Below are 3,052 nucleotides of genomic sequence, written 5' to 3' on the forward strand. Positions count from 1 at the left end.
GGCGTCTCCAGCGAAGATATATGGAAGAAGATAGATGAGATGCTGGAGCTCACAGGGCTCACAGCCTATAAGTATGCCAATACGTCAAGAATAAGCGGTGGACCAGAAACAGCGGCTTGCAATCGCATCGTCCATGGCGATGACTCCGGATTGTATAGTGCTAGACGAGGCGACATCCATGCTTGACCCGCAGGGAGCAAAGGATATGCTGGAGCTTGTGCAGAGATTGAACAAAGAAAAGAAAATAACCGTAATAATGGTGACTCACAGGATAGCTGAGGCACTTATGGCGGATAAAGTATACATATTGGATAATAGCAGGATCGTGGCAGAGGGTACACCTGGAGATGTATTCACAGATGTTGACCGGCTTAAGAGCTATGGACTGGAGATACCGGTTGATATGAAGCGAAGGGCCGGAATACCGATCGATATCTGCTATAAATATAAGAACAGGCATATGGATATAAGCAGCGATATGAACAATGCGCAGAGTAATCATGCTGAGGATGAGAAGACTGCAGATAATTCAGAAAAATGTATAGTTGAGCTTCAGAATGTATCGTATTCGTATGTGAATGGAAATGAGTCATTTCAGGCGCTTTCTGATATAAACATCAAGATATATGAAGGACAGGTTGTAGCTGTAATAGGGCAGACTGGCTCGGGAAAGAGTACGCTGCTTCAAATGATAAATAAGCTGATAGTTCCACAGAGTGGCAAGGTATATCTGTATGATACGGATGTGCAGAGTGTAAGAAATATCAAGGATATCCGCAGGAGGATAGGGTATGTATTTCAGTTCCCTGAGGCCCAGTTGTTTGAGAATACGGTGCTCAAGGATGTAATGTATGGCCCGATAAACTTTGGAATGTCAAAGAGAGAGGCTGAGGATGCTGCCAGAAAGGCGCTTGAGTTGGTGGGAGTACCGGAGAAATATGCGGAGTATTCTCCATTCGAATTGTCCGGTGGTTTGAAAAAGAGGGTGGCAATAGCGGGAATACTGGCATATGAGCCAGACGTATTGATCCTTGATGAGCCTGCATGTGGGCTTGACGGAGAGAGCCGGGAGCAGTTATGGAATCTCGTCAGAAAGCTCAACAGAGAGAAAAATGTGACGATCATACTGGTATCCCACGACATGGAGGATGTGTATGAGATGTCAGAGAGGATTCTTCTTATGGAGCATGGAAGGATAGTGTATGATGGAGGGACAGGTGAGTTTTTTGAGGACAGGAGCTTACTTGAGCGGTACGGTATAGATGTTTCCGGGTGCCCGGAATAGGAGATTTACTATGATACGAGATATTACAATAGGACAATATTACAGTGGCAATTCTGTGATACATAGAATGGATCCGAGAACAAAGCTTGCAATAACATTTCTATATGCCATATCGCTGTTTCTTTGCAAGGACTGGATCATGATACTTGCCGCAACGGCATTCCTCTGTATATATGTGGCGGTGAGCAGGGTGCCGATAACATACATTTGCAGGGGACTGAAGGTCATATGGATGTTTATTCTGTTTACAGCAATATTCAGCGTGTTCAACGGGGACGGACGGGTACTTTGGAGCTGGCACAGACTTCGCATAACAGATAACAGTGTGATGACTACGGTGCTTGTGGTTATACGCCTTGTATACCTCATAATAGGCTCATCTGTCATGACGTACACTACAAGACCGATGAATCTGGCAAATGGACTGGAGAGCAGTCTGGGATTCTTGAAGAAAATAAAGGTTCCGGTGTCTGATATGGCCATGATGCTTATGATCGCATTGCGATTTATCCCGATATTTATGGAGGAGCTGGATAAGATCATGAAGGCACAGCTTTCCAGAGGTGCGGACTTCGAGAGTGGCAATATATTCAAGAGGATAAAGAGTTATGTACCTGTATTTGTACCATTATTTGTATCGGCGATAAGGAGGGCCACAGATCTTGCCCAGGCCATGGATGCCAGATGTTTTGACGGCAGCGAAGGCAGGAGCCGCATGAATCCGTTAAAATACAGTGGAACAGACTATGTAAGTTATGCTATAGTGTTGGTGTATCTGGGATGCATGATAGTATACAGATGTGTGATGTAGGAAATCCTGCAATCTTATTTCGGGATACATGCGCACTTCGGGATCAAAAGTCGTTTGTATATAGATTTGTTTTAAATATTACAGAGTCAATGACGATCGGGCTTGATTAAGAATTGGAGCGTAATTCAGATACATCGATAATATAGAAAAGGATGCGGATGTGTCAGATACATCCCTAGTATGAATATGAAGAGAGTAAAATTGATCGTAGCCTACGATGGAACAAATTATTGTGGATGGCAGGTTCAGATAAATGGAATAACGGTTGAGGAAGTCCTGAATAAGACACTCAGCGAGCTTTGTCATGAGGATATAAAGGTTATAGGAGCCAGCAGAACGGATTCCGGTGTACATGCACTGGGAAATGTGGCGGTGTTCGATACAGAATCAGGAATACCTGGAGAGAAGTTTTCATTTGCGCTTAATCAGCGGCTTCCGGAAGACATAAGGATACAGGAGTCATGCCAGGTGGCTGACGATTTTCATCCGAGATACTGTGACACGATCAAGACATATGAATACAAGATATTAAACAGAAGATTTGATATGCCGACGGAGCGTCTTTACTCGACATTCGTCTATTATCCACTTGATATAGACAAGATGAAGCGGGCTGCGGCAGTGCTGGTTGGGGAGCATGATTTCAAGAGCTTCTGTTCATCAAGGTCTCAGGTGGAGAATACAGTCCGTACAATAACAGATATAACCATAGACAAGGCGGGCGACATGATACATATAAGGATCAGTGGCAATGGTTTCCTGTACAATATGGTCCGCATCATAGTGGGAACTTTGATGAAGATAGGTCTTGGAATCTGGCCGGAGGACTGTATGGAGTCAATACTTGAGGCTAAGGATAGGACGAAAGCTGGTCCGAAAGCCGAGGCCAAGGGGCTTACTCTTGTGGAGATAAAATATCTGTAGACGTATAATATTTGCCAGAATAAGATAAAATT

The 3,052-nt window shown here is 44.1% G+C and carries 3 protein-coding genes; all 3 read left to right on the forward strand.

Annotated features, from left to right (window positions below):
• The first annotated feature begins 97 nt into the window (after positions 1 to 97).
• The 3 genes from CCU_RS05005 (at position 98) to truA (ending at position 3,020) form a co-directional block, all read left to right on the forward strand.
• On the forward strand, positions 98 to 1,285 hold the full coding sequence (locus CCU_RS05005) for an energy-coupling factor transporter ATPase (protein WP_208896005.1): 1,188 nt from the start codon (positions 98 to 100) through the stop codon (positions 1,283 to 1,285).
• A gap of 10 nt (positions 1,286 to 1,295) precedes the next feature.
• On the forward strand, positions 1,296 to 2,096 hold the full coding sequence (locus CCU_RS05010) for an energy-coupling factor transporter transmembrane component T family protein (RefSeq protein WP_015533803.1): 801 nt from the start codon (positions 1,296 to 1,298) through the stop codon (positions 2,094 to 2,096).
• Between the two features lie 186 nt (positions 2,097 to 2,282).
• Complete coding sequence (gene truA, locus CCU_RS05015) at positions 2,283 to 3,020, forward strand: tRNA pseudouridine(38-40) synthase TruA (RefSeq protein WP_117551046.1); 738 nt, start codon at positions 2,283 to 2,285, stop codon at positions 3,018 to 3,020.
• Positions 3,021 to 3,052 lie beyond the last annotated feature (32 nt).

The organism is Coprococcus sp. ART55/1, assembly GCF_000210595.1.
GTDB lineage: Bacteria > Bacillota > Clostridia > Lachnospirales > Lachnospiraceae > Coprococcus > Coprococcus aceti.